At 66.8% G+C, this 24,759-nt stretch carries 30 protein-coding genes and 2 pseudogenes; 16 read left to right on the forward strand and 16 right to left on the reverse strand.

Annotated elements, in window-relative coordinates; all coding sequences use genetic code 11:
- Positions 1-12 precede the first annotated feature (12 nt).
- A complete protein-coding gene (locus ABN273_RS30555) occupies positions 13-150 on the reverse strand; it encodes a hypothetical protein (RefSeq protein ID WP_349452508.1) in 138 nt (45 codons plus the stop codon).
- A 408-nt stretch (positions 151-558) separates the two neighbouring features.
- Positions 559-772, reverse strand: a pseudogene (locus tag ABN273_RS59670) (IS982 family transposase); the annotation flags it as partial.
- A 225-nt stretch (positions 773-997) separates the two neighbouring features.
- Between ABN273_RS59670 and ABN273_RS30565 the strand changes: the two are divergent.
- Positions 998-2,140, forward strand: coding sequence for an MFS transporter (locus ABN273_RS30565; RefSeq protein ID WP_349452509.1), 1,143 nt, complete (start codon positions 998-1,000; stop codon positions 2,138-2,140).
- A gap of 503 nt (positions 2,141-2,643) precedes the next feature.
- Positions 2,644-3,894, forward strand: coding sequence for an MFS transporter (locus ABN273_RS30570; RefSeq protein WP_349452510.1), 1,251 nt, complete (start codon positions 2,644-2,646; stop codon positions 3,892-3,894).
- 26 nt (positions 3,895-3,920) lie between these two features.
- On the opposite strand, the gene ABN273_RS30575 is transcribed toward ABN273_RS30570, so the two are convergent.
- The gene (locus tag ABN273_RS30575) at positions 3,921-4,169 is read right to left on the reverse strand and encodes a hypothetical protein (RefSeq protein WP_349452511.1); all 249 of its coding nucleotides are present in this window, start codon (positions 4,167-4,169) and stop codon (positions 3,921-3,923) included.
- 90 nt (positions 4,170-4,259) lie between these two features.
- Here ABN273_RS30575 and ABN273_RS30580 point away from each other — a divergent pair, with 90 nt between their 5' ends.
- Entirely contained in the window at positions 4,260-4,454 is a 195-nt protein-coding gene (locus tag ABN273_RS30580) for a hypothetical protein (RefSeq protein WP_349452512.1), read from the forward strand.
- Positions 4,455-4,475: 21 nt separating this feature from the next.
- On the opposite strand, the gene ABN273_RS30585 is transcribed toward ABN273_RS30580, so the two are convergent.
- The 4 genes from ABN273_RS30585 to ABN273_RS30600 all read right to left on the reverse strand — a co-directional run bounded on the left by ABN273_RS30585 (position 4,476) and on the right by ABN273_RS30600 (position 6,705).
- The gene (locus ABN273_RS30585) at positions 4,476-4,682 is read right to left on the reverse strand and encodes a hypothetical protein (RefSeq protein ID WP_349452513.1); all 207 of its coding nucleotides are present in this window, start codon (positions 4,680-4,682) and stop codon (positions 4,476-4,478) included.
- A 133-nt stretch (positions 4,683-4,815) separates the two neighbouring features.
- Complete coding sequence (locus ABN273_RS30590; protein WP_349452514.1) at positions 4,816-5,208, reverse strand: hypothetical protein; 393 nt, start codon at positions 5,206-5,208, stop codon at positions 4,816-4,818.
- 9 nt (positions 5,209-5,217) lie between these two features.
- Positions 5,218-5,685 (reverse strand): hypothetical protein, encoded by a 468-nt coding sequence (locus ABN273_RS30595; protein WP_349452515.1) that lies wholly within the window; start codon positions 5,683-5,685, stop codon positions 5,218-5,220.
- A gap of 531 nt (positions 5,686-6,216) precedes the next feature.
- On the reverse strand, positions 6,217-6,705 hold the full coding sequence (locus ABN273_RS30600; protein ID WP_349452516.1) for a hypothetical protein: 489 nt from the start codon (positions 6,703-6,705) through the stop codon (positions 6,217-6,219).
- Positions 6,706-7,503: 798 nt separating this feature from the next.
- On the opposite strand from ABN273_RS30600, the gene ABN273_RS30605 reads away from it, so the two are divergent.
- The 4 genes from ABN273_RS30605 (at position 7,504) to ABN273_RS30625 (ending at position 11,712) form a co-directional block, all read left to right on the forward strand.
- The gene (locus ABN273_RS30605; protein WP_349452517.1) at positions 7,504-8,709 is read left to right on the forward strand and encodes an NAD(P)/FAD-dependent oxidoreductase; all 1,206 of its coding nucleotides are present in this window, start codon (positions 7,504-7,506) and stop codon (positions 8,707-8,709) included.
- A gap of 225 nt (positions 8,710-8,934) precedes the next feature.
- Entirely contained in the window at positions 8,935-9,831 is an 897-nt protein-coding gene (locus tag ABN273_RS30610) for an RNA polymerase sigma-70 factor (protein ID WP_349452518.1), read from the forward strand.
- Positions 9,832-10,276: 445 nt separating this feature from the next.
- Positions 10,277-11,296: a serine hydrolase domain-containing protein gene (locus ABN273_RS30620; protein ID WP_349452519.1), complete on the forward strand. Its 1,020-nt coding sequence runs from the start codon at positions 10,277-10,279 to the stop codon at positions 11,294-11,296.
- Positions 11,284-11,712 carry a hypothetical protein gene (locus tag ABN273_RS30625; protein WP_349452520.1) on the forward strand — a complete coding sequence of 143 codons (429 nt, stop codon included), beginning with the start codon at positions 11,284-11,286 and terminating at the stop codon, positions 11,710-11,712. Before ABN273_RS30620 ends, ABN273_RS30625 begins: the two co-directional genes overlap by 13 nt.
- A gap of 64 nt (positions 11,713-11,776) precedes the next feature.
- Here ABN273_RS30625 and ABN273_RS30630 read toward each other — a convergent pair whose 3' ends face one another.
- A complete protein-coding gene (locus ABN273_RS30630) occupies positions 11,777-12,991 on the reverse strand; it encodes a M20/M25/M40 family metallo-hydrolase (RefSeq protein ID WP_349452521.1) in 1,215 nt (404 codons plus the stop codon).
- 122 nt (positions 12,992-13,113) lie between these two features.
- On the opposite strand from ABN273_RS30630, the gene ABN273_RS30635 reads away from it, so the two are divergent.
- The 3 genes and pseudogenes from ABN273_RS30635 to ABN273_RS59675 all read left to right on the forward strand — a co-directional run bounded on the left by ABN273_RS30635 (position 13,114) and on the right by ABN273_RS59675 (position 14,056).
- Positions 13,114-13,572, forward strand: coding sequence for an Lrp/AsnC family transcriptional regulator (locus ABN273_RS30635; protein ID WP_349452522.1), 459 nt, complete (start codon positions 13,114-13,116; stop codon positions 13,570-13,572).
- A 27-nt stretch (positions 13,573-13,599) separates the two neighbouring features.
- Positions 13,600-13,785 (forward strand): annotated as a pseudogene (locus tag ABN273_RS30640) (FAD-dependent monooxygenase); the annotation flags it as partial.
- Positions 13,786-13,867: 82 nt separating this feature from the next.
- Positions 13,868-14,056 carry an aromatic-ring hydroxylase C-terminal domain-containing protein gene (locus ABN273_RS59675; RefSeq protein WP_502911154.1) on the forward strand — a complete coding sequence of 63 codons (189 nt, stop codon included), beginning with the start codon at positions 13,868-13,870 and terminating at the stop codon, positions 14,054-14,056.
- On the opposite strand, the gene ABN273_RS30645 is transcribed toward ABN273_RS59675, so the two are convergent.
- Together ABN273_RS30645 and ABN273_RS30650 are read right to left on the reverse strand one after the other, a co-directional pair.
- The gene (locus ABN273_RS30645; RefSeq protein ID WP_349452523.1) at positions 14,032-15,246 is read right to left on the reverse strand and encodes a cytochrome P450; all 1,215 of its coding nucleotides are present in this window, start codon (positions 15,244-15,246) and stop codon (positions 14,032-14,034) included. The genes ABN273_RS59675 and ABN273_RS30645 overlap by 25 nt on opposite strands.
- Before the next feature lie 107 nt (positions 15,247-15,353).
- Entirely contained in the window at positions 15,354-16,001 is a 648-nt protein-coding gene (locus ABN273_RS30650) for a TetR/AcrR family transcriptional regulator (protein WP_349452524.1), read from the reverse strand.
- 61 nt (positions 16,002-16,062) lie between these two features.
- Between ABN273_RS30650 and ABN273_RS30655 the strand changes: the two genes are divergently transcribed.
- From ABN273_RS30655 to ABN273_RS30675, 5 genes are read left to right on the forward strand one after another with little or no spacing between them, the layout of a single operon-like run.
- Positions 16,063-16,377, forward strand: coding sequence for a hypothetical protein (locus ABN273_RS30655; protein ID WP_349452525.1), 315 nt, complete (start codon positions 16,063-16,065; stop codon positions 16,375-16,377).
- Positions 16,378-16,384: 7 nt separating this feature from the next.
- Positions 16,385-17,419 (forward strand): carbamoyltransferase N-terminal domain-containing protein, encoded by a 1,035-nt coding sequence (locus ABN273_RS30660; protein WP_349452526.1) that lies wholly within the window; start codon positions 16,385-16,387, stop codon positions 17,417-17,419.
- Complete coding sequence (locus ABN273_RS30665; RefSeq protein ID WP_349452527.1) at positions 17,416-17,757, forward strand: carbamoyltransferase C-terminal domain-containing protein; 342 nt, start codon at positions 17,416-17,418, stop codon at positions 17,755-17,757. Before ABN273_RS30660 ends, ABN273_RS30665 begins: the two co-directional genes overlap by 4 nt.
- A gap of 6 nt (positions 17,758-17,763) precedes the next feature.
- A complete protein-coding gene (locus ABN273_RS30670) occupies positions 17,764-18,249 on the forward strand; it encodes an HD domain-containing protein (RefSeq protein ID WP_349452528.1) in 486 nt (161 codons plus the stop codon).
- Positions 18,246-18,539 (forward strand): hypothetical protein, encoded by a 294-nt coding sequence (locus tag ABN273_RS30675; protein ID WP_349452529.1) that lies wholly within the window; start codon positions 18,246-18,248, stop codon positions 18,537-18,539. The genes ABN273_RS30670 and ABN273_RS30675 overlap by 4 nt, the downstream gene beginning before the upstream one ends.
- A gap of 676 nt (positions 18,540-19,215) precedes the next feature.
- Here ABN273_RS30675 and ABN273_RS30680 read toward each other — a convergent pair.
- The 6 genes from ABN273_RS30680 to tnpA all read right to left on the reverse strand — a co-directional run bounded on the left by ABN273_RS30680 (position 19,216) and on the right by tnpA (position 23,119).
- Positions 19,216-19,434: a cupin domain-containing protein gene (locus tag ABN273_RS30680; protein ID WP_349452530.1), complete on the reverse strand. Its 219-nt coding sequence runs from the start codon at positions 19,432-19,434 to the stop codon at positions 19,216-19,218.
- 104 nt (positions 19,435-19,538) lie between these two features.
- The gene (locus ABN273_RS30685; protein WP_349452531.1) at positions 19,539-19,979 is read right to left on the reverse strand and encodes a cupin domain-containing protein; all 441 of its coding nucleotides are present in this window, start codon (positions 19,977-19,979) and stop codon (positions 19,539-19,541) included.
- Positions 19,980-20,107: 128 nt separating this feature from the next.
- The gene (locus ABN273_RS30690; RefSeq protein ID WP_349452532.1) at positions 20,108-20,491 is read right to left on the reverse strand and encodes a hypothetical protein; all 384 of its coding nucleotides are present in this window, start codon (positions 20,489-20,491) and stop codon (positions 20,108-20,110) included.
- Between the two features lie 107 nt (positions 20,492-20,598).
- The gene (locus ABN273_RS30695) at positions 20,599-20,769 is read right to left on the reverse strand and encodes a hypothetical protein (protein ID WP_349452533.1); all 171 of its coding nucleotides are present in this window, start codon (positions 20,767-20,769) and stop codon (positions 20,599-20,601) included.
- Between the two features lie 86 nt (positions 20,770-20,855).
- Positions 20,856-22,505, reverse strand: a complete 1,650-nt coding sequence (locus tag ABN273_RS30700) for an IS1182 family transposase (protein WP_349452535.1) — start codon at positions 22,503-22,505, stop codon at positions 20,856-20,858.
- 197 nt (positions 22,506-22,702) lie between these two features.
- The gene (tnpA, locus tag ABN273_RS30705) at positions 22,703-23,119 is read right to left on the reverse strand and encodes an IS200/IS605 family transposase (RefSeq protein ID WP_349452536.1); all 417 of its coding nucleotides are present in this window, start codon (positions 23,117-23,119) and stop codon (positions 22,703-22,705) included.
- Between the two features lie 68 nt (positions 23,120-23,187).
- Between tnpA and ABN273_RS30710 the strand changes: the two genes are divergently transcribed.
- Positions 23,188-24,519 (forward strand): RNA-guided endonuclease InsQ/TnpB family protein, encoded by a 1,332-nt coding sequence (locus tag ABN273_RS30710; protein WP_349452556.1) that lies wholly within the window; start codon positions 23,188-23,190, stop codon positions 24,517-24,519.
- Positions 24,520-24,759 lie beyond the last annotated feature (240 nt).

The raw sequence follows: 24,759 nt of genomic DNA on the forward strand, positions 1-24,759 counted from the left end.
CGTCCCGGAGCCTCAGACGAAGTCGTCGGGGTTGTCCAGCATGGCACGCAGGCCCTCTCCTGCCACCGGGGTGGGTGGCCGCAGGTCGGCGGTGAAGCGGACGACGATGTGGTTGTCGTCTTCGTCGAACTCGAGCTCATGCATGGACACCGGCAATCCCCGCAGCACGGGACACTCCGGGCCGCCTGCGGCTCATCTGCCGATACGCGATCATGAAACCTCCTTGCCGCGAGAATCGTTGCCCCTCAAACAGCAGTGGGCCGGTTCCGGTTCAGCGGCACCTGGTCGGCCGTGGCGCTGAGCAGCGTCGGCTATCTGTATGCGGACCTCGAACGGGACAGTGAGCGGGCGCTCGAAGCCTCGCAAGAGACGATACGGCTGAACCGGTCGCTGACCGAGGCATGGGATTCCGGCGCGTACGAGTTGGACCGCTGCCCAGCGCGAGGCCTACGCCAACGACCTAGACGAGCCCTGGCACCTGGTCGCCGTCACCGCCTGCTCGAACAGGCAGAAAGCCGATCAAGATCCCTCCACCTGACAGCCGCCGTACGAGCCCGCACGCTGCAGATATGCCGCCGCCACTGTGTTAGCGCTCCTACCCGCCAGCATGGACCTCCTCATGTCCAACGCCATGTCGAGTTGGCCGAGGGTGTCGTTGACGGATTCGATGAACTGTCGGATGGGCTTGAGCCCTCCTGGGCGGGGGGTGCTGTTGGTAGGACGGGCGCAGCAGCCACACACCGCGCTCGGCCCGGAAGGCGTCCAGTTCGGCCTAATAATGCGTTGCCTACCGCTGGACTCGTTTGCTGAACTGCACCGAAGTGCCCATCGATCGAGGAGGCCGCAATGAGGTGCGTCATGTCCACCCAGCAGAAACACACCGCCTACCTGGAGGACGTGACGCTTCGTGCCCGATTTGCCCCCCGAAGTACCCATAAACACTGACGGGTCCGATTTCCGTCGCCTCTCCTGGGGTGCAGCCGCGCCCTTCTTCATCATGGGCCTGCTCTTCGCCAGCTACTTCGTCCAGATCCCTTCGTTGAAGCTCAGCCTCGGCCTGTCTGATGGCAGTCTTGGCGTCTTTCTGATGCTGCCCGTCCTGTCCGGCCTGGTCGTCATGCAACTGACAGGACGACTTGTCAGCCGGTTCGGCAGCGGACCTCTCGTTCGCGTGACAGTGGTGGCCTTGCCGCTGGCCCTGCCGGGGTTCGCGCTCGTCGGCGACGAGCCGACGTTCGGCCTGGTCCTTCTGGTGTTCGGCGCGGTGGACGGCCTCCTCGACATCGCGATGAACGCGCACGCCGTAGCCGTCGAACGCCATCGCGGCAGGCCTGTCATGAACACGTGCCACGCCGCCTGGAGCATCGGGGCCGCCGTCGGTTCGCTGCTCGGCGGTGCCGCCCTCACCACTGGATTGTCTCTCGCCCAGCATTTCCTCCCCGTCGCCGCCCTCACCCTGGCCCTGACCTGCATCACCGGACGGCATCTGCTCCCCGCCCAGGCCGACCGCCATCCCGACCCGGGCCGAACCCGTGCCTGGACCTCGTGGCGGACTGGCTGGACCTCCCGCGTCCTTCTCCTCGGGGTGACAGGAGTCCTGGTCTTCGTCATCTCTGGCGTCGTCGGCGGTTGGAGCGGAGTCTTCCTCCACGAGGACCTCGGCGCCTCGCTGAGCACCGCCTCCCTGGGCTACATCTGCTACAGCGCCTGCGAAGCCGGCGCCAGGCTTGTCGGTGACCGTTTCCACGAACGCCTCGGCGCTTCGACGCTCGTCCGGATCGCCGGTCTGATCGCGGTCATCGGCCTGGCCATCGTGGTGTTCAGCCCCATCCCGGCCGCAGCCGTCGTCGGCTTCGCCGTCCTCGGTCTCGGGCTGTCGGTGCTGATCCCGGTCATCTTGAGCGCGGCGGGACGCGACGGCGCCGACTCCGGCACGTCCAATGCCGCGGCCGCGCTGTCCAAGGTGGGCACCCTCACCTACAGCGGCCAGCTCGTCGGGCCCGTGATGGTCGGATGGCTGGCCGAGGCGTTCGGCTTGGCGAAGACCTTCGCCGGTCTGACGGTCCTGTTCACCGCAGCCCTGATCCTTGCCGCTAAAACGTGCTTCCCCGCCTCTTCCCGCCGCGGTCAATCGACCTGAGCCTCGCCGCCCGGTCTGGACAGCGAAATGGACCATAGGGCCAGACCGGGAGGCATGGTTGGGGCAGGTGCGTATGTGATCGGCGATCGAACAACCTGCCGGCCGCCCCGAGCACAGGTCCAATGCGGTGGCCAAGTAGAGAAATCGGCCATCGCCGATGGGGAGGCAGGTGAGGCGAGTAGGCCGGGACGTCCGTGGAAGCTTCGGCCTGGCTCTGGGGATCCTAGTGGGACGCCGTCACAAACGGCGCCCGGGTCCCGGTGGACTGATCGGAATCCGGCAACGGTGCGCGCCAGACACCGCCGTCTGCGAGCCGATCGATCGCTTCCTGATCGAGGTGCCGGTGGACTCGCTGTCACCTTGAGTCGCACCGGGACGGTACTTACTACCGAGGTTGATCTGCCGCGCGCCGGGCTGGACAGCGCCGCAAGCAGCCAGAACGTGTGTGAATCCACCCTTGACCACTACGCGCCCGTGCGCGCATCCTCCCGGAGGCAGCCATTGTGAGCCATCACGCACACCCGGACTCCGTGCAGCCAGGTCCTCACCCGCTCGCGCGCCGCTTCCTCGGCTGGAACTTCCTGCGAGCCGTGCTGCACAACGGCTGGTGGCTGGTCACCAGTCTCTACATGGCCGTCGATGCCGGCCTGTCTCCCGCGCGGCTTCTGATCATTGCTGCCGCACAAGGCGTGGCGAGCATCATTTTCGAGGTCCCTGCTGGAGTCGTGGCCGATACCTTCGGCCGCAAGGCGGCGATCATCGTTTCACATGTCCTCATGGCCGCCGCCATGATCACAACCGGACTGTTCCCCGCCTTCGTGCCGCTGATACTGGCTCAGATGTTGTGGGGAATCTCGTGGACATTCTCCAGCGGATCGGATGTGGCGTGGGCGACCGATGAGATCGACCAACCGGACCGGATGCACCTGCTGATCGCCGCTCAAGCCAGATGGCAACTGATCGGCGCGGGAGTCGGCATCCTCACTGTCGGCGGGCTCGCGGCGATCATCGACCGCCCAACGGCGATCGTCAGCTCGGGCGTCGCCATGCTCGTACTGGGCTTGTGGTTTGCCGCGGCCATTCCTGAAAGAAACTTCGTACGTGTCCGCAAGGACCACCTCAAAGTCGCCCTTGGCATCGCGCGCCGGGGTGCACGACTCGCAGTCCGTGACCGAACCATGTTCATGCTGGTTATCGTCACGGTCCTGGTGAACGGCGCGGGAGACTCGTTCGCGCGGATCTACCCGGTCCAACTCGCCGACCTCGGACTCCCTTCCAGTACGTCCGGCACGGCATGGTTCACGGCAATCGGCCTGGTCGGCTACGCGACTGCGGCATTCGCGCTCACCACGGTGCAACGGACGCTTCATTCCGACCGCGGCGCCCGCACGTCCTTCGCGCTCACCTGCGTCACAGGATCGATCAGTCTCGTGCTCCTGGGCACGGCACCGACCCTCACACTCGCAATCACCGCTTTGATCATTGCGAATGGAGTCACGATGCCCCTGGTACGGACCGTCACCACGATCTGGGTCAACCGGCGCACGACAAGTGACATCCGAGCCACGACCCACTCCTACCTCGCACAGGCCGAGTACATCGGTGAGATCCTCTGCGCTGTCGCTCTCGCTGCGCTCGCGGGATCAGCCGGGGTGGCAAACGTCATCATCCTGGCCGCGTCACTCTTCGCAATCAGCGCAGGCGTCGTCACGCTGATGGGCCGTGATCGTAAGGGCAGGCCGGGCAGTGGGTGATCGAGCGGGCCTCCCGGTTTACCGGCTCATCGGCGGCGCGTGTCGGCCCTGGCCGAGTTCGGCTCCATGAAGGTCGACGAGCGCCCGGCGCCCACGCCCGGGGAAGGGCGGCGTCTGCAGGACGGCCTGGATCTCTGGATCGACACCTTGTCGCCGGCCGCGACGCCACCGGCGTTCATCGGGACGGTGATGTCGATGCCGAAGTCGCGCCGGTTGATCTGCACGGTCGCGGAGCAGCCGGCCCACCGCCCGTCAGCCCGCGGTACCTCACCCACAGGTCAAGGGCGGCTTGCTCGGAGGCGTTGGCGTACGTTCCGGTACGGACGCAGGCCACCCCGAACGCCTCCTGGAAGGACGTGCCTTGGGTGATTAAGGAAGAGGAGATGGGGCGCTCGTCGCGGATCGTGCTGCAGCACGACCTGGCTCGCGGCAAGGTCCAGCGGGTCAGCCTGTGGGAGTACATCACCGGCATCACCGACGCCGAACGCGAACAGATGCGCGCCGAACGGCTGTCCCGCGGCGAGCCTTTCGACTATGACCTGTGGGACGACGAAGCCTGAGCCGTGCGGCCGCCGGCGGCGTCAGCGGGGACTGAAGTCCTGCCGCTCGCCGGGCCGCGCCGCGTCCAGAGCCGCGGCGAGGTCGGCCGCGCCCTTGCCCATCATCGTCTCCTCAAGGTATGGGCCGTCCGGCCCTTCGGACGCCCGCTCGTCCATGGTCGCCGCGGCGGACTGGATCCGGCCCTCGGACTCACCGTCACCGATCACCCCGCCGTCATACGGCAGCACCGAACTCTCCCCGAGCCCACGCCACTGGCCGGGGACGGTCTCCCCGCCATCGGTGAACGCGGGCACCCAGAGGGAGGGGCCTGCGCCCTGCCGTCGTTAGCTTGGCATCCAACCGTGAAAGGTCGGTTGGCCGCTACAAGCAGCCCCACTTGATCGTCTCCATCAGTCCCCAGTTCACCACCATCTGGGTGCACCAATTGGAGCCCTCGGCCCTGAAGACGGTGTCGGTGTAGGCGACACACTTCTTCTCCTGCTTGCAGTCCTTCCTGGCGCGCGACTTGATGGTGTCGCCCTTCCGCAGATTGATGGATATCTGAGGCCGCAACGCGCTGGAGCATTTCACAACTCCGCGGCCGACGATCGTGCGCATGCCGACCTCGTGGCCCTGGATCGTCTTCACGCTCACCGAGCAGTTGGGAGGAACGTCGGCCGAACTCGCCATGGCCGACGGCCCGGCCACGAACGCGACGCTCACCGGCAGCAGCACGCTCAGCCGGGCGACAACCTTGATAACGGAACGGAACACGACTGCCCCCTATGCCCTGAACGATTCGGTGTAGGACTTCGTGACCGTGTCACGGAACCCATTGATCCACTGGGCCTTGACCTTCGCCTTCCAGGTCTGGATGCCCGCCGGGTTCTTCACCCGGAGGTTGACCTCGCAGACCATGTCGATGGGCGGCGCGCTTTCCCTCGGGCCCTCCTGGCAGATCTTCTTTTGGCCCACTTTGACGCCGTCCCTGTAGAGGGTCATCTCCAGCTTCACGCCATAGACGTAGTCGCACGTCGAGCGGGCGTGGGCGTATACCTTCTCGGGCGGCTGGCCCGGCGCCGCCGAGGGGCCGCCCGCTACGTATGTCGTGCAGGTCGACGCGGCTGCCGTCGATGCGGGGGCCAGGCCGCTACCCGCGATTTTGGCGGCGAATACCGGGTATGCCCCGGCCGCTGCCGAGGCGATGGAGCCCGCCGCGAGTACGTAGACGATCCGTTTGCTGTTGAGCATGGTGACGACTCTCCGATCGAGGGGTTACTTTCACGAACTTGGCCGTGAGCGGGTTGCCGGGTGGTTGAGACGGGGCGTCCATGGTGATCTCCTTGTCGTGTTGGCTAGACACCAACCGACGAAACTGCCCCGCAAGTTGTGACGGGCTGACGAATGCGATGTGTGTCTCCGGTCGTGCCCGTACACCTGGCACGCCCCGGGCGCTATCTAGCTGGTCATCAACACACACCTGGACAACGCTGTGGGTGTACGCCGACGCGTTCTGCGCTGAACGCTGACCGGGTGGCTGACATGCGGAACACGCCTTTGGAGGCCGAACACTGGTGGGGCTCGGTCGTGCCTACGACGATCTGGGAGATCGGGAACAGGCCAGAGAATGCGGGAGTAAATGCGTCGCCATCCTGATGAGCTCAGTCTGATCAGCCCCGACGAGATATACGCGATCGAAACCGACGAGAGACCAGATCCGCCTGAGGCCATCCGCAGGACCATGCAGGGCTCACCGGCTGGCGCGGTTCGGGACAGGGAAGGTCAGTCTGCCTTGAAACGGGCCGTTGCGTTCGACGCCGGGCCACCTGGCTTGCCGAGGGTAACGGCGATCATGTACCACTTACCCTTCTTGAGCTTCGCCCCCTTGGAGTAGCGGGCGACACTGGGTTTCTCGAATCGCCATGTCGGGCACTTGAACTTCGCATACGACACTCTGTCGAGTTGTGGATGCGTGTATACGGCGACGATAATCTCTTTGCAATTCTTCGGCTTACCGGGCGCCCACATCACGTCAGCGTACGGCCGACCCACGATGCTGTTTCCCTGCCCAGAGCAGGCATGCAGATAATACGCTCCGAACGTCTCCTGCATGGCCTTGATGCTCATCCACGAGTCGGCGCAGTCTTCGCCCACCGCCGACCGGGTCTCCGCGGCGACGGGACTGGCGAACACTGGCGTGAGAGCGACAGTGACAACTGCTGCCGATGCCGCAGCCGCGAGCGTGTGCCATCTATTTCTCTTGCGTATCATGATCGATTTCCTTATTCGCCGATCGGCGATTGCGCTGCTATATCAGGCGTAAATAGAAGGGGTGCCCGGACGCCGATGATGTGGGCCCGATCATCATGTGTTATGCCGAGCGTCGCATCTGAGCGTTGATGTCGGCGTAAACCACTCTTTCGCGCTGCTGGGATTGTGCAGAGCTGTTATCGCTTAGCCCGCTTTCGGATCGATCATGTCAGCTAAATGCGCTGTTGTCGTTAGCGGGAGCTCCACAGGATTTCGCGTTCCGTCTACTACAGATCGGAGACGACGGCAGAGCTCAGGTCCTGCGTCGGCTGCGGCTTCTCGTTCGCCCAGATGCGGTTCTGCGCTGGCGCCGCGATCTGCTGAAGCGGCGTCATGCTCATAACTGCCGGCCGAGGCGGCCTGGACGTCCGCCCGCGACAGGCGGGTCGGGACGCAGCCGCTCGCACGTCTACATCTCTGGTAGTAGCCGCAACTGTCGTCTCACCCAAGTGCCGCTGCGCGGCCTGGTCGAGATGAGGGTGAAGCGGGACCGCACGGCGGTAGCTCGGACGGCGGACGGCTGCCGGTGGACCATGACGGCCCGCGGGAACACGGCCGAGCTGAGCCCACGCGAGCAGGTCTGCCGCCTCCCCGGCCAGACCGTCATCATGGCTTTCTGGCCGCTGACACTCGGTCGCACAACTCTGTGGTTATTCCTCAGCCGACCCCACACCTGTGGAGTGACCTGCATCACACACCGTCACAACGACCGATCACGCGGTGTCTTGAGGCCAAACGCCAAGAAGTGAAGGAGACACCATGACTGGGAACACTGATGTGGTCGTGATCGGCGGCGGATACGCGGGAGTCATGGCCGCCAATCGCCTGACGCAGCGCGACGACGTGACAGTGACCCTGATCAACCCGCGCCCGGCCTTCGTAGATCGGATCCGCCTTCACCAACTGGTGGGCGGGTCCAACGACGCGGTCGTCGACTACAAAGACGTCCTGGCCGACGGCGTCAGGCTGGTGGTCGACACCGCGACCCGGATCGATGCGGCCGGACGCAGCGTGATATTGGCGACCGGCGGCACGGTCGACTACGACTACCTGATCTACGCAGTGGGCAGCGGCAGCGCCGACCCGGGCGTACCCGGAGCGGCCGAGTTCGCCTACCCGATCGCCACCCTGGAGGAGGTACAGCGGCTGCGGCCGGTCCTCGACGCCGCGCCCGCAACGGCCGCCGTGACGGTGGTCGGAGCCGGTCCGACCGGCATCGAGACCGCCGCCGAACTGGCGGAGGCCGGCCGCACCGTGACCCTGGTGTGCGGCGGGGTGCTGGGCCCGTACCTGCACCCGCGGGGACGGCGCTCGGTTGCCAAGCAACTGGCCGATCTCGGTGTGACCGTCCTCGACGGCCCCGGCGCGACGGTGACGGCCGTGACCCGCGATACCGTGCAGCTCAGCGACGGCCGCGAGCTGCCGAGCACAGTGACCATCTGGACCGCCGGCTTCGGCGTGCCGAATCTGGCCGTGCGCAGCGGGCTGAGCACCGACGCCCCGGGTCGTCTACGCACGGACGAGACGTTGACCAGCGTGGACGACATGCGCATCGTCGCGGCTGGGGACGCGGTGGCACCGTCGGACCTCCCGTTTCGGATGAGCTGCCAGGCCGCGGTTCAGCTGGGCCCGCACGCCGCCGACACGGTGCTCAGCCGGATCGCGGGCCGGCACCCTGCGCCTCTCGCCCTGGCGCTCGTCGCCGAGTGCATCAGCCTGGGGCGCCGGGCCGGCATCTTCCAGCTCGCCCACAGGAACGACGTCGCGATGAGGCTCTATATCAGCGGCCGCCCGGGCGCGAAGATCAAGGAGTTCATTTGCCAGGGCATCCTCTGGCAGCTGGCGTATCAGGCACGCAAGCCCGGTTCGCTCAACTGGCCGGCCTGGGCCAAGGATGCCAAGCGCCGGCAGCTGCTGCAGGCCAAGCGCGGCGAGGCTCTGGCCACCACTGAGCGGACAGCCTAGGCCACGTGTCGATGGCCGGTCCGGTCGACGTTCAACGGATCTGGACGGCATGTCGTGCGGCGGCACCCCCAATTGCGGTGCACCGCCGCACGCGTGCGTTCATCGACGGCCCCAGCAACGGATCGTCGGCAGTTTGGATGTCACAGCCGTGCGCATGCTGGTGCCTTGCTGTGGTTCGCACCAAACAGGGGGTCGGATTGAACGGCTACCAAGAGAGAGCGAGATATGAGCGACCACTTCACCGATCCGGTGACCGAGACTTTCCTCGCCTACCGCAACCTGCTCTTCACCGTCGCTTATGAGATGCTCGGATCTGCGGCCGATGCCGAAGACGTCCTCCAGGAAACCTGGCTGCGATGGGTCAAGGCCGACGTGGATCAGGTACGCGACCAGCGTGCCTACCTAGTCCGGATCACGACCCGGCAGACGCTCAACCGTCTGCGCAGCATGAAGCGCCGCAAGGAGGCGTACGTCGGCCCTTGGCTACCCGAGCCGCTGCTCACCGCACCGGACGTGACGGAGGACATCGAACTCGCCGAGAGCGTGTCGATGGCGCTGATGATCGTCCTCGAGACACTGTCGCCGACAGAGCGCGCCGTCTTCGTGCTGCGCGAGGTCTTCGACGTCGGCTACGACGAGATCGGGGCCGCCGTCGGGAAGAGCCCTGCGGCCGTCCGCCAGATCGCGCATCGCGCCCGCCGGCATGTCGAAGCCCGACGCCCTCGCAAGACGGCCTCCCCGCGCCAGACCCGGGCAGCTCTGGAGTCGTTCCAGCGTGCGCTCGAAGTCGGGGACCTGCAGGGCCTCTTGGACGTGCTCGCCCCTGAGGTCGTCCTGGTGAGCGACGGCGGCGGCGTCAAGCAGGCGGCGCTGCGGCCGATCATCGGCGCCGAGAAGGTGGTCCGCTCTATCGCCGGCGGCCTCGGCAAGGCCGACGTCACGCTCACTGGTGATCCCACCGTGGTCAACGGCAACCCGGCACTCGTCGTCCGCGTGGACGGCGAGATCGACGGCGTCCTGGCGATCCGCGTCGAGGACGCCCGCATCACCGGCCTCTACTACGTCCGCAACCCGCAGAAGCTGACCCGCATCGAATCCGAGGCCCCACTCACCCTGCGATGAATACCGGTGGCGCAATAGCTGTGGCTGACCAGGCGCCGTGTCTGGCTTCACTACCGAAGAGCCTCGAACAAACTCAGCCAGGTCTCCCGTGGACGCAACCCCACGACGTACGCACGCCGTCAAGCGTGGAGTGAGTGCGCGGATTCTGTGGACTCGGTGAGCTGGACCGGTCGATCGACCTTGAGCAGCCTGGGTGGCGCTCTAACGAAAACATCCCCACACGAGGAGGTTCACGGAATGTGGAATCGAGCTCGGCCAGCAACTGTCCAGAATCGAGATGCGCATCGCCCTTGCCGCCCTGCTGAGCAACTTCCCGACACTGCGTCTGGCCGTACCCGCACAGGAGATCCCACTGCGGGAAACGTCACTGGTATACGGAGTGGACCGTCTCCCCGTCCCCTGGTGACCACGCCTTGCCAGAATCGGCCGTGCTCAGGTGGTTGAAGTGCTCGTGAAAATGATCGCCGCGCTGTCGGCTCTGGTGGCATTCGCTCTCGCCCTGTTCTGGCTCCCACAGCCACCCACGCTCGGTCCGCAGACGACCGGCGACCCTGCTCTCGCCGCCCAGGTGCGACGTGCGGCCGGGACCGACGGTTACCAGAGCCTGTCGGTGGCGCTGATCGAGCACGGCAGAATCCGGTTCGCAGGGCTCGGCGCCGCCGACGGTACACGCGCCGCCGACCAGCGCACTCCCTACGAGCTGGGCTCGATCGCCAAGGTCATGACAGGCATGCTGCTGGCAGACCTGGCCGAGGAGGGCCTGTCTCCCGACACGCCCGTCCGCGACCTGCTGCCGAGGGCGGGCCTGTCCGCTACGGCGACTCTGGTCGAGTTGGCCTCGCACCGTTCCGGACTGCCCCGGCTTCGTACGACGCCCCAGGCCATCGCCGGAGCGTTGCTGAGCACGTACACCGGCGGCGATCCTTACGGGGGCGCAGGGCCGGAGGTGGTGTTGGCCGACGCGGCCGCCGTCAGGGTGGGCGAACGAGGCAAGGTCGCCTACTCGAACCTGGGCATGGCGCTGCTCGGCATCGCCCTGGCGGAACATTCGCACACGACGTACGCCGATCTGCTCCGCACCCGCGTCCTCGTCCCGCTGGGCATGACGTCCACGAAAGCACTCACCCCCCAGGACGGCCTCCCGCCCGGCCACGCCACCGGGCGGGCGGAGAACGGCATGGCCGTGGATCCCTGGCGTGCCCACGGTCATGCGGCGGCGGGCGTCGGCGTCTGGTCCACCGCGGAGGACGTCGCCAAGCTCCTTCATGCCGTCATAACCCGCACCGCTCCGGGCACCGACGCCGCCAACCCGCGCTGGAGCCAGAACGAGCGCCAGCGCGTCGGCTACGGCTGGTTCACCACCCAGTACGGAACCGGGCCATCACCTGGCACAACGGCGGGACCGGCGGATTCACCTCATACACGGGCTTCGACCGGGCCACCGGGCGCGGCGTGGTCGTCCTGAGCAACACCGACAAGCCGGTGGACGCCGTGGGCCTCCGCCTGCTCGGCATCGAGAAGCCCGACGGTGAGAACCGATCCCCCGTGATGACGGTCGTGATGATCCTTTTCGCGTTCAGCGGCCTCGGGCTCGCGTGGTCAGCGGCTCGCAACCGCGGGGCCGACCGGTTGTCGGTGACCGGCCGGGGGCTGTGGGCGCTGCTGCTGCTATGGGTGGCACGCAACGCGGGTCCCTGGAATGGCGTGCCGCCTGTGGCCTGGCTTGCTGGGGCTGGTGTGCTGGCGGCGGCCATCGCCCTTGCCGTCCTCCGGTGGCCGGGCCTGGCGACCGGTCGCACGCCGGTGCCCTGGCGGAGCTGGATATCGGTTGCCCTGCCGCTCGTCCTCCTGATCGCGTTCGGAGTGGCAGTGGCGCTCTGATCACCCTGGAGGAGCGCCGGTGCCCCGCGAGCAGCGGCGGGTGGGGAACCCGGCTGCGTGGCCGTCAGGTCAGCAGGTCGCCCGCATAGAGGGCGTACACGGCGGCGCAGCGGCGCATGGCGGCCTCGTCGATGTACTCGTCGGGCCCGTGGGAGACGTCCAGGCGGCCCGCGCCGTAGCCGAAGGCGGGAATGCCGAGTTGCGCGTACCAGCGAATCTCCAGAATGCCCGCACACATCTCGAACCGGGCCGGGGTGCCCTGGACCTCGCTGACCACGCGCGCCAGCGCGGCCGCCGCCGGATGCTCCTGGTCGGTGCCGGCCGAGGGCTGCAACTGGACCGTCTGGACCGACACGCCGGCGCCGATCTCCCGTGCGGCGTCCTCGATGAGGCCGGTCAGACGCCTGAGCTCGCCGTCGAGGTCCTCTTCTGGGTTGTAGCGGCCGTCGACGGTGAAGTAGGCCGAGCCGGGGACGACGTTGAAGTTGGAGCCGCCACCGGACAGGCCGCCGACCACGAGCATGGTGCCGGGGGCGTCGTCGGGGTTCATCGGGTAGGAGGTGGGCCGGCCGGCCATTTCGGCGGCATAGCGTTCGACGGGGCGGGCGATGTGCAGCATGTGCTGGAAGGCGTTCACGCCGCGGTCCGCCTGTCCGACATGGGCCTCGCGGCCCTGGATGTCGACCCGGAGGGAGATGGCGCCGCGTGCGGCGTTCCAGATGCTGCCGCCGCTGGGCTCTGCGGTGAGCATGGCGAGCGCGGCCGGGTCGATGAGCTCGGCGGCGCGGAGGTGTCCGGCGCCGACGACGCTGCCGGTCTCCTCGTCGCAGACCAGGTGTATGACGATCCGCCCGTCGCCGAGCAGCCTTAGGTCCTTGGCGGCCGCGGCGCCGTAGAGCATGCTGACGATGCCGCCCTTCATGTCCGCCGTGCCGCGTCCGATGATCTTTCCTTCACGGCGTTCTGCGGTGAACTGGCTGCGGTCCTGGGCGGGCACCACGTCGAAGTGGCCGTGGAAATAGATGAGCTTGTCGCCGTCGCCTGCGGTGCCGCGCACGATGCAGGGGTCCTCCAGCTCGCCGGGCGGGCCGGTGAGCTCGATGAGCTGCGGGGACAGCCCGAGGCGGTCCATCTCCTCGCGCAGGACCTCGGCGCAGCGACCCAGGGCACGACCGGGCGGGTTTTCGGAGTCGACGGACACGAGACGTTCCAGCAACCTGGCCATCTCCTCGGACCGCTCGTCCAGCCAGGCGTCTAGTTGCGCGACACGATTCGTCATGATCCGCCTTTCGCGGGACGTTGTCATGTGAGGTTCGTGGCCTGGGGCGAATGCGGGCCTGGAGAGATTTTAGGCGGAAATAGGCTTCATATGGGTTCTTATTCTGGCGATAATGTGGACATATGAGCAATGAACTCTCCCTTGACGCCACTGATCGGGAAATATTGTTCCAGCTGCAGAGGAATGGGCGGCTGACCAATGTCGAGCTCGCGAGGCGTGTGGGGCTCACCCCGCCACCGTGCCTGCGCCGGGTGAAGCGTCTGGAGGACGCGGGCGTCATCAGCGGCTATCGCGCGACCGTCAACCACGAGCTGCTCGGTGGCGGCCTTGAAGTCATCGTCTCCATCGAGGTCAGCGTGAGCGATCTGAAGACCCTGGAGGGACTGGAGAAGACCATCGCCGCCTACGATGAGGTCATCGAGTTTCGCCGGCTGTTCGCCACGCCCGACTATCACCTGCGCGTCCTCGTCGCCAACTGCGCCGCCTACGAGGCGTTCCAGACCAACAAGATCATCGGCATACCCGGTGTGGCCCGGGTGATCTCCCAGCCGACCATGAAGAAGATCAAGGTACTCGACTGACGTCACTGCCACGGCGCGCCGCGGCCGCTGTCCTTTCCCTGCGATCCTCGGCACGACCATGGACGTAAAGGAGCCTCGGGAGCGGGCGGGTTCGGTGCCAACGCCGGCATCCTGGATGCCTGGAACCTTGCGGCCAAGCTGGTCTCCGTCCTGCGCGGCGCCGCCGATCCGCGGCTGCTGGACGTCTACGAGCCCGAACGTCGTACGGTCGGCGAGCTGACCGTGGGCCAAGTGGTGCTCCGCACCCGTGACCGCGCGGGAGCCCGTCCGCGGCTCAGCGAAGGCTGTCCTCGACGTGGCCCTCCTCCTCCGCAGAACCGATCGCTGCGGCATCGGAGAGGACGGCGCCCTGCTGGTCAGGCCCGACCACGTGACCGCCTGGCGCGCCACCCATGCCACTCCACATGCCCTCGCCGACGCCGTGGCTCAGGCCTCGGGTCTTCCGTCCGGCTGGCTTTCTCACCAGGCGACGGGGAGCTCGTGAGGGCCGTAGATGAACTGTTCGTGGGCGAAGGAAAGGTCCGCGGGATCCACGGCGAGCCGCAACGTGGGGATGCGTCGGAAAAGCGTGGTGTAGGTGACCTGAAGCTCCAGACGGGCGAGTGATTGGCCGAGGCACTGGTGCACGCCGAATCCGAACGCCAGGTGCCCGCGGACGTCGCGTTCCAGGTCCAGCCGGTCGGGGTCGGGGAATCTCCGCTGATCCCGGTTGCCGAGTTCGGTCGGGACCACGATGGCCTCTCCTGCCCGTATGATCTGTCCGGCCAACTCGAAGTCGTTCCGTGCGATCCTGCGCAGCCCGGCCTGCACCACGCTGAGATACCGGAGAAGCTCCTCAACCGCCGTGGCGATCTCCCCGGGTTCCTCGGCGGCTTTGAGAAGGGCAAGCTGGTCGGGATCGCGCAGCAGGGCCAGGGTGCCCAGGGAGATCATGTTCGTGGTGGTCTCGTGCCCGGCGACCAGCAGCATCATCCCGATCGTGGCCAGCTGTTCCGTGGACATGGCGCCGGTGGCCACCTGCTCCACGGCCAACGCGGACAGCAGGTCGTCCGCCGGATCGGCCGTCTTCTCGGCGATCAGGGCGCCCAGGTAGTCCAGCAGTGCGCGCTGGGCGTGCACGGTGTCTTCGGGCGTCCGATCCCGCCTGACAATGATCTTGCTATTGCGCTGGAAGAACTCGTGGTCGGCGTACGGCACGCCGAGCAGCTCGCAGATCACCAGGGACGGCACCGCCAGCGCGAACGCGTTCACGAGGTCGGCGGGAGCAGGGCCGGCCAGCATCTCGTCGATGAGGCCGTCCACGATCCGCTGGACGGCGGGACGGAGGCGTTCGATCCGCCGGACGGTGAACGTGCCCGTCAGCATGCGGCGCAGCCGAGCGTGTTCGGGGTCGTCCATCTGCCCGATTCCTGGGGTGGTCGTGACGACCTGGCGGGTGGCCGCGCTGATGTGCGGGTAGCCGGGCCGGGAGGCGTCGGAACTGATCCGGGGGTGGGCCAGCAGCGCGCGTTGGTCGTCGTAGCGGGTCACCGCCCATGCCGTGGTCCCGTCCCACAGGGTGACCTTGGCGAGTGGCTCGTCTCGTTGCAGCTCTCGTAGACCCGGCGCCGGGTCGAAGGGGCAAGTCCCTGTCCTGCGCATCGGATATCCAGGGTTCTGGGTCGAGGTGTTCACGTGCGTTCCTCCGATCATGGAGTTAGTGAACGATTGTTCGTCATCTTAGCAAACAACTGTTAGGCAACTTTGATCGGGGGCCACTCACGAACGTTCCTCGGAGATGATCAGGAGGCGATCAGCAAGGAGACGAGCTCGTCGACGAACCGTGCGATGTCGGCGTCGGAATCGTCGATGACGTAGGAGAGCATGACGCGGCCTGGCGCGCTGGTGATCAGGACAAGGGCCGCCCGCTCGGCCGGCAGCCGCAGCCGGATCCCTGCCCGCTCGCAGTCCTCCAGGCTCGCGCGAAGCTCGTCGATCACTGTGTGTGACAGGTTGATGTGGCTGCTCTCCTCGCTCATGCGCAGTCCGAGCAGCACGCGGGTGAATCCGCGGTTGTTCAGCGCGTACCCGCAGAACGCGCGGAGCTTGGCACGGAGGCGGCCGACCGGGTCGGAGGCGTCCACCGCCTGCCCGGCCCGGCCCACGAGGTCGAGCAGCCGGTGTGCCTCGAACTCCAAGAGAGCGCCGATCAGCTCGGATTTGTCGCTGAAGTGCGCGTAGATGCTGGCGGGGGCGATGCCGACACGCCTGGCCACCCCGCGCAGGGTGAGCCCTTCCACCGCGCCGAGTTCGCCGAGCATCTGCCCGGCCGCAACGAGGATCTCGGTGCGCAATCGCCCGCCCTCGCCCCAGCGGTTGCGTTCCCTTGCCCGCACCGGACCCGGCTCGCGGGCGGCGCCGGCTCGGGATTCGGGAGCTTCACCGGTCACATAGACATCTTGCCGCGCCGCGCGGTGACCGCCGTACGCCGGGGACACATGTCAGGCCCTGATGGCCTTGGTCACGACTGGCCGCAGCGGCGCCATCCACGTCACCAACCATGTACACCACATCGACGTCGGCCAGCCCACCAACCAGCTCCACGGGCTCTGTGCTCGCTACCTCGATCAACATCTCATGATCGAGCTCGACGGATCCTGCTACCGCTGTTTCAACGCCATGGCCAAGGAGGACAGCGAGTTCAGCACCTGGGATCCCGACTTCGCCACCAAGGTCTTCGCACCCCGGAGTGAGCACTACCACTTCTGCCTCCGGCGCCACGAATACACGGACTCCGGAGCATCTGTCGTCCCGTCTGGAAGGTAACCCCGACATGACGACCATCCTCGGTCTGAACTTCCACCACGACACCTCAGCCGCCCTGATCGTCGACGGTCGCCTGTACGCGGCCGAGGAGGAACGCTGGAGCGGCATCAAGCACTACCGGCGACACCACTGGAAGTCCGTGCTCACCGCCCCCGCTCAGGCGCTCGCGTGGTGTCTGGAAGCCGCAGGCATCGGCCCTCACGACATCGACTCCGTATGGGTTCCCTCGATGCGGCCCACACCTGCGGCCGGCATCTGGCTGAGCACCGAGCGCGAGGAACTTGCGGCTGAGCTGCCCGAGCCGCTCGGCTCGCGGCGCCACGCGCTCGGCGCCGACTTTGGACCGGGACGCGAGCGCATCACCGGGTACGAACTGACCCCGAACCGGGTCGATCGCGTCTACCAGGCCACGCCCACCGTCATGCCCGGACCCCGCCGGGTGCATCACTCTCTCGGGCACTTCTATCGCAACTTCGCGACCAGGATCATTCCACCGGGCGATGAAGCCGAGGGCAGCCTGATGGCGCTGGCCGCCCTGGGCGAGCCCAGCCGCTACCGGGACGACGTTCAACAGCTTCTCCACCTGGAGATCGAGGGGACCGTACGCATCGAGCCGCCGCTCGGATCCGCCGACACCACCACGCCCATAAGCATCGGCAACCGAGCCTGGACCGCCGGATCAGCAGCGGACGCCTCATTCGGCGAGCGCGCCGACCTGGCCGCAGCAGTACAAGAGGTGTTCTCTGGCGCGGTCATCCACGTCGCCCGCCACCTGCGCCGTGTCACCGAAGCGACCAGCCTGGTCTTCTCTGGAGGCTGCGCGTTCAGCTCCCACCTGAACGGACGTCTCGCCGAAGAGGCAGATTTCGACACGCTGTTCATAGCCCCAGCCCCGCACGACGCCGGAACGGCCCTCGGAGCCGCCTTGTACGGCCGGCACCATCAGATGCGCCAGCCGCGCATCCCACGCCGGTGGATGCCGCATGGGGACCGAGCCCCGGGCTGGTTCCGCCTTCAGCGGTTCCGCCGGGGTATCGATTGATCACCGGCATGGGAGGTCGGCTGATCCCGGCCGTCGCCGAACTGCTCGCCGATCATCACGTGGTGGGCTGGGTCCAGGGCGGTATGGAATTCGGCCCTTGCGCCCTCGGTCACCGTTCGATCCTGGCCCACCCAGGCCGCACGCAAACCCGAGATCGCGTCAACGCCATCAACCAGCGCACCGGACTAACGATGCTGCTCAACACCTCGTTCAACACCAAGGGCGCTCCCATCCTGATGAGCGCCGAGCAGGCGGTACACGCTGCCGCCGATCTGGGCCTGGATGCGGTCGCCATCAATGACTCCCTGCTGGTCTCCGACAAGCTCCCCACGAGGTAGGTCACCATGCACGATCTCGACAGCATCCTCGCCGCCCTGGCTACGAACACCTGGCCCGCCGAACATCACGGGCGCGCCCTGGCCGCGGCCGCCCTGTCTCTCGCTGCCTATGAAGGACGGGTACGCGACCAGGGCACCCCCTACATCGAGCACCCTCTTGCCGTGGTCGCCATCCTGCGTGATGAGCTCCACATATCCCATCCCGAAACGCTGATTTTCGGCCTACTGCACGACGCCCTCGAGGTAACGCCGAGCTCCGAGCCTGAAATCGCTATCCGCCTGGGCTGTTCCTTCGTGGCGGAACTACGGGCGATGACGCCCGACCATCGCCTCGAAGGCCGTTCGAGGCAGGCCACGGACGAAACCGTCTGGCGTACCAAGACGCGAAGACTGAGCTCGGCTCAGACGGAAAGCCCTGAACTGAAGGCGGCCTACGAGGTGCTTCTGGGGGAGCGCGACCGCTACCGGACCAGCGGGATGGCGCTCACATGACGCCCATCGTCCACTCCCTCGCCCCCACCAACCACACCGGAGGCCGCGTCTACCTGCGGATGCTCCAGCAGCTGACCAGCGAGGAGATCACCTGGCGGACCGTGCCGGACTTCAAACGCGCCGACCAGACCCGCCGCTGGCCGTCCGCAGCCTGGACAAGGCCGAATGCCGAGCCGAACACGATCTGCCATGTGACGGCCTACTGGTCTACGCCGGCAAAGCGGTACAGGGCGCTGCCTGTCAAACCGAATGACTGCGCCATGAGACGCTGTGAGTTCGAGTGGAGGTGAAAGACCCCCACCACCGTCCTGTCGCAGCAGGGCGGTGAAGCTGAGGGCAGCCTGATCCAGGCTTCTGATTCCCACTGCCGGCCAGTTACCGGGGAGCTATCTGGCCGCCTATCTCACGATCTGTAGCCGCCACAGATCGGCTCCCACTGTCAGAAGATCATGGTGAGGTCGAGGGCGGCTTAGCAGGTTGCGGTGGTCTGGAAGGCCTCTGGGTGGCAAGGGCCGCAATCGTTTTTCCGGGGTCCCGATCGTTCAGCAGGTCGGCGGCCTTGGGCGCGAACGTGGCGTCGCCGGACTCGATGGCCTGCCTCAAGAGAGCGCGGGCCTCGTCGATGTCGCCCCGCCGGCTGAGGATTTCGCCTGTTCGGTATGCGGCCTCGCCGACCAGCTCGGCTGCTCGTTCGGGTTGGGCAGCGGCAGGCGAAGGCGTTGAGGGGCTCTTTGTGTCGTGTTGTGCGCTCTGGTCACGTTGCGGACGATGCCATCCGGCAGGCGTTAGCGTCACAGCTCGATTGCCCGACGCGTGTTTCACGACAACCGGTGCGTCCCGTGGGACGCACCGGTGGTCTTAACGCGTCATGCCTCGTACCGTTGCGTCTGGCCTAGTACGGCCTTAATTGGCACTATGGGCAGAAGGCCAGGTCAGAGGCAATGGAAGGACGGGTTCCCGTCGCTCTCAGCGTGTGGTGGTGAACGGGAACGCGCAGTCCTGGACGGCCTCCACGCGGTGGCGGCGTTCGGGCATGACCAGCAGATCACCGGGCTGCCCGTCCCAGGAGTCGGGCCCGGCGACAAGCCGCACTCGCCCGTGCAGCACATGCACCGTGACCTCGCCGGGATGTTCGTGTTCGTGCAGGTGCTCGCCCTGCCGCAACGCCATGACGGTCTGCCGCAACGAACGATCGTGTCCACCGTGGACAGTGGTGGCGCTGCGACCGCTGTACGCTTCACGGGCCAGCGTGAGCAGATCGCGAACGAGCGCAGTCAGCGAGACCTTGGTCATGGCTGGGGTGCGCGACGGTCTCGCCGAGCTTCCAACTCTTCCGGGCTGACCGGGATCAGCATCGGCTGCCCCGGTGCGCAGAACATCGTCACCACGAACGCCGATTCCTCGTCGGTGAGGTGGTTGCCGTCCTGGTAGTGGATCACGTCTCCACCGGGCTCCCAGAACGCCTCGCCGGCCCGGACGACCCGTACGGGGTCGCCTTCGAGCTCGAAGTTGATGGCGCCCTTGACCACGTACCCGTACGCGGGCCCGGAGTGTCGGTGTGGCGGCGCGCCGGGGCTGTTGGGCGGCAAGGTGACCAGGATCGTCATCGCCTCGGCCCCCTCCGGCGCAGGTGGGGCCCCGGGCACGGTGCCGACCACGTCGATCTTCGGCGGCGGCCCGCTCTTGTCGGGGTTGTCCAGGTGGTGAGCGTGCGCGTGATCAGTGCTCATCAGGCTTCCTTTCCGCGAGATGGTGGCCGGCTCGGATCCGGCCGGTGCACCAGCTCAGACAAGACAGCGCCCCGATCTGTGACAACGCCCCGAACGATGCGCCTCAAGGAAACCTCTGTCCGCGCAGCTCAGAGGGCCAACGCGGCCATGAAGGCCATGCTGGCCGCCATCCCGGCCGAGCACAGATCCTCGCTGCGCACCCTTCGATCCGCGCTCCGCTCGGGCAGAACGCGGATGAGCCGAACGCAGGTCCAGGCCAGCCCGATGACCAGGGCCACCGGGGCCAGCGAACCGCCTCCATGCGGGTGCCCGGACGAAGCGCCGGCGAAGGTGGGCGCGCTGAACGCCGTCAGCACCAAGAGGATGGACATGATCACGAAGTCTGGGATGTGATGACCGGTTTCCGCGCGGCGGGAGGGAGAACCGCAGAGCCAGCCGGCGGTCAGCAGCGCGAGCACCGCGACGGAGAGGAACCAGCCTCCCAAATGGCCGGCCGCCATGCCGAGCGCCATGACGACGTGCGGCCACCTCCTGGTGGGATGTGCGGAAGGCAGCAGGGCCGGCGCGAGGGCCAGGACGCAGCCGGCCAATGCCCCCACCGTGTGGAGGAGGGCCTGCATCAGGCGGCCGCATCGGCGAGGCGGGTGCGCCGCTCCGCCGGCTCCGGGGCGGCGTCCTCGGCCTCGCTGAACACCTTCGCCGAGTCCGCAATCATCGTGTCTGCCGAGATGAGGTGCTTCGGGACCTCGGCTGGGGCCGGGTTGCCGAAGAGGCTCATGCGGGCATCCATGATGCACTCCTTGCCGTTGTCGATGTGGTTACCGAAGGTCCGCAGAAAGCCTCGGCCTTCAGGACTCCGTTGCCCAATTCGGTGGGTCATGCGGTGAGTGCCAGGTCGAGGCGTGCGAAGTGTGAGACTCGGGTCGCGCCGAGGGGTGTCTCGGTGAGCCAGGCGTCCAGGCGGATGAGGTTGATCGCGGCTGCTGACAGCGCGTTGGCCAGGTGGGTCTTGTTCAGGCCGAGGTATCGAGTCCGGCGGATACCGGCGCGGACGGCTTGGGAGATGGTCCCCTCGACACCGGCCCGGATCTTGTAGCGCTCTTTCCAATCGTCGGTGAGCTGCTCGCGGCGGGCGCGTTCCAGAGCCTCGTGCTGCGCCTTGGGACGGATGGTGAGCTGGCGTAGCCCGATGGCAGCGGTGGTGCATCGCGGACGAAGCGGGCAGGGGCCGCAGTCACGTTTGCGGAAGGCGAGGCGGATCAACGGCGCACCGCGACTGGTCTCCTCGCGCCACTTGCCGCTGGTGTGGCCTGCCGGGCAGATCGCCTGCTGGTTGTCGAAGTCGATGGTGAAGACGCTCAGGTCGAACCCGTCGTCGCGGCCGGCCTGGCGACTGGTGGAGGCCCGCATGGGTCCCAGCAGGGTGACGTCGTATGTGGCCATGGCCTGCACCAGCAGTGCTGCCGAGGTGTAACCCATGTCGACGGCGTGCTCGACGGGCAGTAACTCCCGCGCTGCCAGGTCATCCCAGACGACCGCGGTCAGCTGGGAGTCCTCCACGGTGGCGTCGGTGGTCGCCACATGTGTGATCAGATGAGGGGCGTCATCGTCGCAGGTCTCGGTCAGATGAACCTTGTAACCGACCCAGCCGGTCCCACGCTTGACCCCATACCGAGCCTCGGGGTCATAGGGCGAGGCCAGCCGGAGTCTTCCCGGCGGCAGGTCCTTGCCCTGCCGCACACGCACCTCCCCATCGGTCCGGTAGTACTGCTGGATCCACGCCTCGCGCAGCACCTGCACCGCCGGGACCTGCCGCAGCCAGGCCGGAGCGCCGCGGTCATAAATCCGCTCCAGTAGCCGGTAGCCGTCCGCGCCGACCTGGATCAGGTAGCCTGCACGCGCCGCTTCTCCGTCAGGCAGCCGGTAGGCATCCACCCGCTCCCCGTAACGCTGCTGCCATGCGGCCGGAGCCCACGCCGCCAGCCAGCCCGGTTCACAGGCCGCCAAGGCGTTCAACGCCGACCGCATCACCTCGCCGACGAACTCCGCCCGGTTCAACGCCCGCACCGCGGCCAGCACATGCGTGGAATCGGTCCGCTGACGTCCTCCCGCACGCAAGAACCCCAGGCCACTCAACCGCTCCACGAGCAGCTCGAAGATATGCTCCTCTTGGCCGTGTTCGACCAGGCGGGAACGAAAGCCGCTGAGCACCGAAAAGTCGAACCCCGGATCCTCCAACTCCAGGCCCAGGGCGTATTTCCACTCGATTCGGCCGCGGACTGCGTCGGCGGCCTGCCGATCGGACAGGTTCTCCGCGTACTGCAGCACCGATACCAGCGCCAACTGTCCGGGAGACAGGCCGGGACGCCCCCGCACACCGAACATGCCCGCGAATTCCGCATCTGCGAACAGCGGGCCCAGCGCGTCGCGGACCCGCATCGCCGTCGTCCCCTTGGGAAACGCCGCCCGCGCCACACGCGCGGTCAACTCGGGAATCTCCGGCCACCGACGCGGCTGCATCGACATCAGTCCACCATCCTCTCACCGCTCGCAGACGAGGAATCGCGGCAGACCATCCTGATCCAGGACATCATCGGCTTCCGAGAAGGACACGCCGAATTAGGCAACGGAGTCCTTCAGGCCGGGGATGAATGCGGTCCCCCTTTTGGGGATGCCCCGCCGTAGGCGGGGCATCCCGGAGCGCGGAGCGTGGACCCGGAACCTCAGGTGGGGCGGCGCTGGTGTTCGATATACGCCTTGATGATCGATGGTGGTGCTCCGCCGCAGGAGGCGGCGAAGTAGCTGGGTGACCAGAAGGGGCCGTGCATGATGGCGCGGTTGACCCGGTTGGTGAACTCCTTGCGCAGGTAGTGCGAGGAGACGCCCTTCAACGAGTTGACGAGTTTGCTGATCGCGACCTTGGGCGGATAGTGGACGAGCAGGTGGACGTGGTCGTGTTCGCCGTTGAACTCGCGCAGTTCGGCCTCGAAGCTGTCGCACACCTCGATCATGACGTCTTCGCAGCGGCGCAGCATCGCGTCATCGAACACGTTTCTGCGATATTTGGTGACAAAGACCAGATGGACGTGCATCGCGGAAACCACGTGTCTGCCTCGCCGATATTCCACTTCCTCGCTCATGGACCAGATGATAATGTGTTCGAGTTTCTGTGAGACGCAAGGGTCCCGTGGGAGAGGGGGTGTTGCGCATGCTGGCGGGCCGGAAGTACCGCTTGGAGTTCGACTTCGGGCAGCGACTTTTCGCTGAAAGGCTGGGCGGGATCTGCCGGGCCGTGTGGAACACCGGTCTCGAACAACGGCGGGAGTACCGGCGGCGCGGGCAGTGGATCACCTATGCCGAGCAGTGCAGGCAGCTCGCCGAGGCGAAGAAGGACCCGTACTGCGACTGGCTCGCCGACGCCCCCGCCCAGGTGATCCAGCAGACCCTCAAGGACCTGGACGAGGCGTGCCGCAAGCATGGCACGTGGAAGGTGCACTGGAAGGCGAAGGCGAAGTGGCGGCCCTCGTTTCGGTTCCCCACCGCCAAACACCTGCCGGAGCGGATCGGCCGCAAGTGGGGGCGGGTGTTCCTGCCCAAGTTCGGGTGGACGCGGTTTCGGATGTCGCGCCCGCTCGGGGGGAGCGTCAAGTCCGCGACCGTGTCCCGGGACGGCAGGCACTGGTTCATCAGCTTCCTGGTCGATGATGGGATCGCCGAGCGTGAGGAACACGCCTGCCCTCAATGGGCGGGTGTGGACCGGGGGGTGGTCACGGCCGCCGTGACCTCGGATGGGGAGTTCTTCGACCGCCGCCACGCCGGAAGCGACGGTGTTTCCTCCCGCCAGTTGCCGCGGGAGAGGAAGCAGGCCCGGGAGGACGATCTCGGGTATCTCACGCCCGGCGAAGCGGAACGGTATCTGCGGCTGCAACGCCAACTCGCCCGCACGCAGAAGGGATCGAAGCGGCGCAAGACGGTTGTGGCCGCCATCAGTGAGATCATGCGGCGGGTCCGGTGGCGGCGCGCTGACTTCAACGCCCAAGCCGCGCACCGACTCACCCGCGTGTACGGGCATGTGGTCATCGAAAACCTGAACACCAAGGGCATGAGCGCGGCCGTCAAGCCGAAGCCCGACCCCGACCAGCCGGGTAGGTTCCTCCGCAACGGCGCGGCGGCGAAATCCGGGCTCAACAAGGCGATTCTCGACAAGGGCTGGTATGGCCTGGAAGTCGCCCTCCGCTCCAAGGCCCGCTACACCGGCAGCGTCATCCATAAGATCAACCCTGCGTATACGTCCCAGACGTGCCCGGAACCTGCGTGCGGGAAGGTGGATGAGAAGAGCCGCAAGAGCCAAGCGATCTTCTCCTGCACTTCTTGCGGACACACCGAGCACGCCGACATCGTCGGGGCGAAGAACATCAAGACCAAAGGACAGGCGGCCGGGCTGGTCGTCTCAGGGCGTGGAGACCCACCCGGGTCCGCGAAACGTCAAGCACCCCATTCCACAGCACGAGCCGCGCAAGCGGCACGAGCTGCCGCATAGCGGCACGGGAATCCCCGTCCCTTAAAGGCGGGGAGCAGGTCAAACCCTCTGACAGGACAGCTCGGCAAGCTGTGACAGGAACGAAAGGACATACGGCTCCCTTCTGACACCGCGGCAGGGACCTGCGCCGGGGCTGGCGACACGTTCGTTCACGGCGCCCCCGCTCGGCCGCCGTCGAAGCCACCCCTGCTGTCGTCACCGCGTCGGCGGTGACGGCCTCTTCGCGCTGCTGCTGGGCGA

Source organism: Nonomuraea sp. B19D2, from assembly GCF_040137845.1.
Lineage (GTDB): Bacteria > Actinomycetota > Actinomycetes > Streptosporangiales > Streptosporangiaceae > Nonomuraea.

Coding starts and splice junctions, on each gene's coding strand:
- ABN273_RS30565 (WP_349452509.1), top strand. CDS start 998: ATGGGCCTGCTCTTCGCCAGCTACTTCGTCCAGATCCCTTCGTTGAAG.
- ABN273_RS30595 (WP_349452515.1), bottom strand. CDS start 5,685: ATGCTCAACAGCAAACGGATCGTCTACGTACTCGCGGCGGGCTCCATC.
- ABN273_RS30600 (WP_349452516.1), bottom strand. CDS start 6,705: ATGATACGCAAGAGAAATAGATGGCACACGCTCGCGGCTGCGGCATCG.
- ABN273_RS30605 (WP_349452517.1), top strand. CDS start 7,504: ATGACTGGGAACACTGATGTGGTCGTGATCGGCGGCGGATACGCGGGA.
- ABN273_RS30610 (WP_349452518.1), top strand. CDS start 8,935: ATGAGCGACCACTTCACCGATCCGGTGACCGAGACTTTCCTCGCCTAC.
- ABN273_RS30630 (WP_349452521.1), bottom strand. CDS start 12,991: ATGACGAATCGTGTCGCGCAACTAGACGCCTGGCTGGACGAGCGGTCC.
- ABN273_RS30635 (WP_349452522.1), top strand. CDS start 13,114: ATGAGCAATGAACTCTCCCTTGACGCCACTGATCGGGAAATATTGTTC.
- ABN273_RS30655 (WP_349452525.1), top strand. CDS start 16,063: ATGGCCTTGGTCACGACTGGCCGCAGCGGCGCCATCCACGTCACCAAC.
- ABN273_RS30660 (WP_349452526.1), top strand. CDS start 16,385: ATGACGACCATCCTCGGTCTGAACTTCCACCACGACACCTCAGCCGCC.
- ABN273_RS30670 (WP_349452528.1), top strand. CDS start 17,764: ATGCACGATCTCGACAGCATCCTCGCCGCCCTGGCTACGAACACCTGG.
- ABN273_RS30675 (WP_349452529.1), top strand. CDS start 18,246: ATGACGCCCATCGTCCACTCCCTCGCCCCCACCAACCACACCGGAGGC.
- ABN273_RS30685 (WP_349452531.1), bottom strand. CDS start 19,979: ATGAGCACTGATCACGCGCACGCTCACCACCTGGACAACCCCGACAAG.
- ABN273_RS30690 (WP_349452532.1), bottom strand. CDS start 20,491: ATGGCGCTCGGCATGGCGGCCGGCCATTTGGGAGGCTGGTTCCTCTCC.
- ABN273_RS30695 (WP_349452533.1), bottom strand. CDS start 20,769: ATGGATGCCCGCATGAGCCTCTTCGGCAACCCGGCCCCAGCCGAGGTC.
- ABN273_RS30700 (WP_349452535.1), bottom strand. CDS start 22,505: ATGTCGATGCAGCCGCGTCGGTGGCCGGAGATTCCCGAGTTGACCGCG.
- tnpA (WP_349452536.1), bottom strand. CDS start 23,119: ATGAGCGAGGAAGTGGAATATCGGCGAGGCAGACACGTGGTTTCCGCG.
- ABN273_RS30710 (WP_349452556.1), top strand. CDS start 23,188: ATGCTGGCGGGCCGGAAGTACCGCTTGGAGTTCGACTTCGGGCAGCGA.